Here is a 7,449-nt window from a genome sequence, read left to right on the forward strand (position 1 = left end):
AGTTGCTCTTGGCAGTTATAATCATTCCCTACCCCATCATATTGAGTGGATACTAAAACGCATAAATTCGTTTGGACTAAAAGCATCTAATTGAGATGAATCACTAGGTTGTCCACTACGGATACCAATACCAGGTTTGTTTCCACCTTTTTGAAGGATGTCAGCAGAGCCAATGATATTTAAGGGAGCATTTGCGTTTGCACCACTAGAGTGAACGCCAGCAGTAACTGTCAATTCTAAGCCATTCCCGAGATTATAAAATAGTGAAGACACATCTGGACCAGGCCCTGCAAAGTCCTGAGATTTAATCAGGGTAACAACCTGAGGTACTTTATCTATGCTTAGACTTGCAGCAACTGTAGTGGTTTCTATCAGACTTTTATGTAAGTTATTCATTGAAAACTCCTACTAATATGAAATACGTTAATGTTTGCTACCAAAGATTGATAGGGAGATGGGAGACACACCCATAACCCCTCCCGAAAGTACCCCTACTGCTCCCACTCGTGGGAGAGGAAAATATGGGAAGATGGGGTGATATCATGTCCAAATAAGAGCGTGATTAAAAAAACTTTCTTCCTTCTAAGCTTTTCCTTCCTCCTCTCCTTCCTGCCTTCTGCCTTACTTCTTCCAAAGTGTAAGTGTTCAACCGGACATGATATGATAGGGAGATAGAGTGAAGGGATTCTTCTGCGATGGAAATCCTGACCGCAGTCCCCTCCAATCAATGAAGGGGATATTATGATGTTTTCTCAAGTCTTTTTAGGAGATTTTTCCTGCTCTTTACTTTATGAATTTTGAAGGGTTCAGTTTGCCCTTAAGAGTTGAAACTGCACCAAGAGTACCAAGAGCTATAAGGCTAAATATACTTATGTTTTCTGGTACATCTACAGCAACCTCAATTTCCCTGATCCGATAGCTATTGTTGCGATCGTCAGTATAGAAATCGAACACTAAATCCTTGGCAGGGAATAGAGCATTAGTTCCGTCACCAGCAAAGTCAACACCATCACTGAAATCTACTAGGCGATCGGTTGGACCGGGAAATTCTGCTCCAGGAAAAGACCGGAGCGTATCACTTCCAAAAGTGTCAGTAATATGTAAATCAATCCCATCAATGCCAAGATCGAATTCGTCAACTCCTGGACCAGCCTTACTTGCAGCTTCAAAGATAGTGGATAGCAGAGTCACTTCTTTATTAAAAGTAAAACGCAGAAATTCGTCTGGACCAAAGCTGTCTAGTTAAGATGAGTCAAAAAGTCTGCTACGGACACCAATACCAGGACTGCTTCCACCTGTTTGCGAGATGAGAGCAGAGCGAATGATATTTAAGGGAGCATTTGCGTTTGCACCACCAGAGTGAACACCAGCAGTAACTGTCAATTCTAAGCCATCACCTAAATCGTAAAATAGTGAAGGTACGTTTTGACCAGCCCCTGCAAAGTCCTGAGATTTAATCAAGGTAGCAGCCTGAGACACTTCACCTATGCTTAGACTTGTCGCAACCATGCTGGTTGCTATCAGACTTTTATATAAGTTTTTCATTGAAAACTCCTAATTAATTTGTTCTGAATCAACAATAGCGAATGCAATCAAAATAAAGCAATAGCAAATCACTATCTTTACTGAATCTTTATCTAGCAAATATATGTAGAGATATTAGTTTTTCAAATGTTTCTAAATCTTAGATAAAACGATAAAATTTTCCTCTGTTTCAACTAACATTTGAATCATTAAAACTACCTAAATATAAGGTTTTAAGGATTTTTTTCTATTTGATTTAGAGATTACTTATGGTCGAAATTTTTATCACCAAAATTATTTTTGCTTTGGTTAAGTAATCAAATAAATCTTGCTGGTATATACCCTTTAGTTGTCAATCATAAATTAAGTTAATTAAACTAATTTTGTTTCTAATAAATGAGTTTAAAAGACCGGATTTTCTCCAAACATGGAAAAACCATATAACAACGGAGATACGTTGGAATAATAAGTAAAATTTATAGTATATTTCCACGGATACAAAGGCTTGTCTTTATCGAATCTTCATAAAACTTGACTGCTACTTGAAAAATAGGCCAATGTTAACTAGCTATCAGCTATCAGCATTTCAGCTAGTCTCCTGGATCGGAACTGCTTCTTTCAGAGGAGCTACCTCTTCCGTAGAAGAAATTAATATCAAATCGGGTAGCACTGGTGTAATTAGATAAAGAGTTTAGGGAGATGGGGAGATTCGGAGATGGGGAAATTCGGAAGAAGTAGCATTGTTGGTTTTGCAGAAATATTTAGAGAGTGATAATTATAAATTAAATATTATTCTGGCGTTGGTGAATCAAGCTATGAAACCTAAATTTTGCCAAATATAAAATGCTCAATGTTAATAGTTAGGCAATTAGCATTAATGTAAAATTAATACATAATCATAGCCAAAATCACCAACGCCTATTATTCTTATTGAGCTTAAGTCATCTCTTCAATCTAGGAAAACAAAGTCAGGGAAAATCCTCAGTAGTTCCTTAGAGGAAATACAAGAAAAGTTTCGGGATACGATGAACAGAATGTATATGTTGTTGACATTAAATAATCATAGCGACCAGAATAGAAGTTACAGTCATGCTTCTATTCATATTGATTTGAAAGCAGGAATTTTTTTTATAGAAATGAAATTAAAGAATCTGATATTGAAAATGAAAATGAACAAATTTTTTACGATATTTTCAAAGGAAAAAAAGATTTATTAACATGCTCAACTATACTTAGTGATAATGACAAAATCAAAGTCAAATTTTTTAGCGGTATGGATGCTCGAGGAAATATTATAGCGCTCCGCGCTAGGGAATAGGGAATAGGGAATAGGGAATAGTAAACTGTCAAAGGATTTCAGGATTTAGAGATGTCCTAACCTTTGCTTCGACTGCTATACTATAAAAATGGAAAATTTACTTTTCTAAAGATTTGGGAGCAGCGGTACGTTACATTTCATGCTTCGCACCCTACTAGAATGTTTCTAAATTACTCTGAGATTTCAACTCCAACTTGCACCTTCACTTCAACTGGGTGTTGTTGATACTGTTTCAATAATTTACCTGAAGTAGTATTGGAAACTTCTTCTTTTATTAAACTGCTAAATTTTAACTTCTGAGCTAATACATCCCGTTGATTAATCAAATAAATACTAACTAAAGTTAAACCTACTCCCACTGACTGCAGGGAACTTAAAACTTCTCCTAAAAAGAAATTGCCAAACAATAAAGCAAAAATCGGAGTTAGAAAAGTTAAAGCACTTAAACTCGTAAGATTTCCAGAAGAAGCAAAATAAAAGAATAAACCGTATGCGATCGCGCTGCCGAAAATAGCCGCATAACCCATAGCTATCCAACCATACTGATCGATATTAATCCACTGTTGAGACTCAAACCCTGCGGAAATAGCAAGTAATGGAACACCACCTAAAATCAAATGCCAACCAGTTGCCATAACTGGGTCATTATATTTGCAAACCCAACGCACTAATACTGTTCCTACTGCCATCGATAAAGATGCTAATAACATTAACCATTCTCCACTTTGAAACAGTGTATCTATTCCCAGAGATGCTTCTATTGTTTCTGGATGCAGTAAACTTCCGATCCATTCATCAGGTAAACCAATTAAACTAATACCGATAACACCAATACCTAACCCTAACCAACCCCAAAATCTAATTCTCTCTTGAAATAACCACAATGATAAAATAGCTACTGCTAGAGGTTGAGAGTCAATCATCACCGAACCTAAACCAGCACCTGTTCTGACTAACCCTTCAGCTAAAAATCCCTGAAACAAAGCACCATCTACTAAGGCAAATAATAAAATCCACAACCAAGCTAATTTACGTTGTGGTTGAGGTCTTCCCTGAATCATTCCTACGATTAACAATAATATACCTGCTGGTAATATACGCATTGCTGCCATAAAAAATGGTGTTGTCTGAGGAATCACACCTTTCATTGCTACCATTGCAGTTCCCCAGAAAAAAAAGGGAGCAATTAGTAAAAGTGGCGCAAAGGGAAGTTTTGAGTTAGTCAGTTTTAGCTGCATAAATTTATAAATTGGTGGTTTACTAAATTAGTTAATTTTTTGTTACATATTATAACAATTTTTAACAAAAATGTGTATGATTATTAATTGGCTAAATCATAAGGTAAAATATAGTAGAATGTCAAAATATTCATTAGTATTATTTTGATTGACAATTGTACTTTAATATGTTAAAGGCTAACAAAGTCTATTACTTTTGTATTTTGACCAAGACAAGAAATGAGGTCAGGACTTACGCAAAGAAACCGGGTTTTTAGGATAAATCGTTGTTTTTAACGGTGTTGCTGAAATTTTGGGATGAATATAAGTAGTGGGACAGGCATCCTGCCTGTTCCTGCCTGTCCGAAAATATCAATAACTGGCAAGATGCCCATTCCACACAAGATGCCCATTCCACAAAACTATTAAAATCATCCCGCAAATATGCAACGCCTTTTAACAATTAACATTGACGAAAAAAACCGGTTTCTCGGTTCGCCTGCGTAAGTCCTTAAAGTGATAAAAAAATCAAATTCAGTATTTCAACCCTCTGGTTTCAGCGCTTGGTACTGATAACTGTTAACGCCATTCCTCCGATAGGAGGCTTTTCATGTGCGTAGCAAACTGATAACTGATAACTGAAATAAAAACAGCATGATTTGGCCATTTAAGCCCCGATATCGTAAACAAATTGCCCGAATAGAAATTAATGGTGTCATTGCTAGCGACACCCGAAAACGAGTATTAGAAGCACTCAAAACAGTAGAAGAAAGAAAATTTCCGGCCCTGTTACTTAGAATAGATAGTCCTGGAGGTACTGTAGCTGACTCTCAAGAAATCTACAGTGCCCTGAAAAGGTTGCAAGAGAAAGTCAAAATTGTTGCTAGCTTCGGCAATATTTCTGCCTCTGGTGGTGTTTATATTGGTATGGGTGCCCAAAATATTATGTCCAACCCTGGTACGATTACTGGTAGTATTGGGGTAATTTTGCGAGGCAACAATATAGAACGTCTTTTGGAAAGAGTAGGAGTTTCTTTTAAAGTAGTAAAATCTGGACCGTATAAGGATATATTAGCCTTTGACCGAGAAATGACCGATCCAGAAAAGCAAATTCTCCAAGATTTAATAGATATTAGTTATCAGCAGTTTGTCCAAACCGTGGCTGAAGCACGAAATTTAGCTGTAGAAACTGTAAGAAGTTTTGCAGATGGTCGTATCTTTACTGGACAACAAGCATTGGAGCTAGGTGTGGTCGATCGTTTAGGTACTGAGGAAGATGCCCGGAAATGGGCTTGTAAGCTGGTAGACTTAGACCCAGAAAAGACTGAGAGTTGTACTTTAGAAAAACCAAAATCTTTATTAAATCGAGTTTTAGGCAATAATCAGGTATCATCAAAATTATCGGCTGCTCAAAACTGGGTAGAATTTGAAGTTTCTACCAGTGGCTTACCTTTGTGGCTGTATCGACCTTAAATTTAAGTACAAAACTGTTGATTGGGAGGATTTTGGCGTGGCGTGGCGAGTTCAAGCAATTCGTGGAGCAACTACAGTCTCAGAAAATTCTATAGAGGCAATTCGAGAGGCAGTGACGGAACTGCTAGATGAACTAGAAACCTATAATCAGATAGATCCAGAGCAAATTATTAGTACAACTTTCTCTGTGACTCGCGACTTAGATGCTATTTTTCCAGCAGCGATCGCCCGCCAACGTCCTCACTGGAATAATGTACCTTTATTAGATGTGCAGCAAATGCACGTTGAGGGTAGTTTAGAACGTTGTATCAGATTTTTGATTCATGTGAATATGCCGGAAACTCACGGCCAGAAAATTGTGCACACCTATTTGCGAGGGGCGAAAAATCTGAGACCTGACTGGGTAGCTAGATAGCAAAAAGTAGCTCTCTTCTGTGAGTTTCAGAGAGAGCGATCGCTACATTTAATTATAAAAAGGATTTATACTAAATCCTATTGGTATTATTTAGGTGAAAACACTAAAATTAGGGTATTGCTGAAATGTAATGGTAAGTAGCTGAAGGTAAAATTGAAAAACTTATGTTTAGCGTTGATACTTAATCTAAAAATCATTACCACTCAGCAACGCTGGATTTCCTAGAGATCCATTAACTACCTTTGAAATATAAGTTTTATCTAAACCACTTTCCCTTGAAAGTTCATTTTGAGATTTAAACCGTTCTTAAAAACCTATGATAATCTATAGAAATCTATAATTATCTGTTCTATTCCTGCTTTATTCTGTCAACGTCGGCGTTATCCAGTCCACAAGCTGCCACGGTCAAACTGACCGCCGAAGCTAGTGCATTAGGCTTTCCTGCGGAATGCTACGCAAACGCTAAGACACCCTACCAGACTCTCTTAAACAAGAGCGATCGCCCTCACGGGGTGACAAGCGCCTCAAAATTATTGTGGTATAAGGGTTTAAAGGATGTAAACAAGGGTGAAAAATTGACTGGTTTTATGATAGGGGATAATCATTATCAGTGATGGTGTGGGTGAGCTTCGCGATACTGTTGATGAACTTAATAAAATAGATAGATTCGCGAATATTATCCGCGAATCTAGTAGTTCACTCCGATCTCTTTCACGGTGATCAAAACTCCGTTCTCTATCCACACTTAAAATTGATTATTAAGTCAATCATTGAAGCGTGATCTCATTATTGGCTCTGCCCCTAATAATTGCTAGTGCCAAGCTCCGAAATCTATGCTATGACTATAAAAATGGGCGATTGACTGACAATTATTATTCATTCTATTTGCTGATTGTCACAACCTTTCATGGTGTGTTGTCACTCTTTGATATCGCTCGCTAATCAGGAGCTAACTGGGCAAAAGAAGCCTTGCGAGTTTGAGCCAATGGTACACCTTGAAACCAAGCTTCGAGGCGAATCATGTTCATTGCAGTTGCGCTCAATATATGTTGTAAATGAACTTTCTCCAAACCTATATAACGGGATTTGCGCAAACCATTACCACGAACACCTTGAGAAATTGTACCTTCGACTCCAGCACGTTGATTGTATTGTTTTTTTAACCATTTTTTGTTTGTTTGCTGTTTTCGTCTTTTGACAATAGCCAGATGTTCCTCTTTTGGGTGCAGAGTAATTTCTCTAGGCTCGGTTGCCGAGCGTGTACATAGATGACGAAATTGGCATTCTCGACAAGCCTTTTTTGGAAATTTAACTCCAATAACTGTATTATCCCATTTATCGTATCCACTCAATATGATGGGGTAGGCAATGATTAAAACTTCCAAGACCAATCAAATGGATTGATAAAATAGGGAGCGATCGTATCGGCTCAATCAATAAGGGTAGGCAAAAAAGAATAAAGGATAAAGAATAACAACAGAAGAACACAGAAGGTTATAGAA

Annotated in this window: 7 protein-coding genes; 2 read left to right on the forward strand and 5 right to left on the reverse strand. The window is 37.4% G+C overall.

The window, feature by feature from the left end:
- Window positions 1–36 precede the first annotated feature (36 nt).
- The 4 genes from ACP6PM_RS06015 to ACP6PM_RS06030 all read right to left on the reverse strand — a co-directional run bounded on the left by ACP6PM_RS06015 (window position 37) and on the right by ACP6PM_RS06030 (window position 4,080).
- Window positions 37–396: a hypothetical protein gene (locus ACP6PM_RS06015; RefSeq protein ID WP_426582765.1), complete on the reverse strand. Its 360-nt coding sequence runs from the start codon at window positions 394–396 to the stop codon at window positions 37–39.
- A 387-nt stretch (window positions 397–783) separates the two neighbouring features.
- Entirely contained in the window at window positions 784–1,191 is a 408-nt protein-coding gene (locus ACP6PM_RS06020) for a hypothetical protein (protein ID WP_426582767.1), read from the reverse strand.
- A gap of 51 nt (window positions 1,192–1,242) precedes the next feature.
- On the reverse strand, window positions 1,243–1,545 hold the full coding sequence (locus ACP6PM_RS06025; RefSeq protein WP_426582769.1) for a hypothetical protein: 303 nt from the start codon (window positions 1,543–1,545) through the stop codon (window positions 1,243–1,245).
- A 1,467-nt stretch (window positions 1,546–3,012) separates the two neighbouring features.
- Window positions 3,013–4,080, reverse strand: coding sequence for a DMT family transporter (locus tag ACP6PM_RS06030; RefSeq protein ID WP_426582771.1), 1,068 nt, complete (start codon window positions 4,078–4,080; stop codon window positions 3,013–3,015).
- Window positions 4,081–4,713: 633 nt separating this feature from the next.
- On the opposite strand from ACP6PM_RS06030, the gene sppA reads away from it, so the two are divergent.
- Window positions 4,714–5,532, forward strand: a complete 819-nt coding sequence (sppA, locus tag ACP6PM_RS06035; protein ID WP_426582773.1) for a signal peptide peptidase SppA — start codon at window positions 4,714–4,716, stop codon at window positions 5,530–5,532.
- A 37-nt stretch (window positions 5,533–5,569) separates the two neighbouring features.
- Window positions 5,570–5,947, forward strand: coding sequence for a chorismate mutase (aroH, locus tag ACP6PM_RS06040; RefSeq protein ID WP_426582777.1), 378 nt, complete (start codon window positions 5,570–5,572; stop codon window positions 5,945–5,947).
- 938 nt (window positions 5,948–6,885) lie between these two features.
- Here the strand turns inward: aroH and ACP6PM_RS06045 are convergent.
- Window positions 6,886–7,332: a transposase gene (locus ACP6PM_RS06045; protein WP_426582775.1), complete on the reverse strand. Its 447-nt coding sequence runs from the start codon at window positions 7,330–7,332 to the stop codon at window positions 6,886–6,888.
- Window positions 7,333–7,449: the final 117 nt, after the last annotated feature.

The sequence above is a fragment of the Dapis brunnea BLCC-M229 genome (assembly GCF_050015995.1).
Taxonomy (GTDB): Bacteria; Cyanobacteriota; Cyanobacteriia; order Cyanobacteriales; family Microcoleaceae; genus Trichodesmium.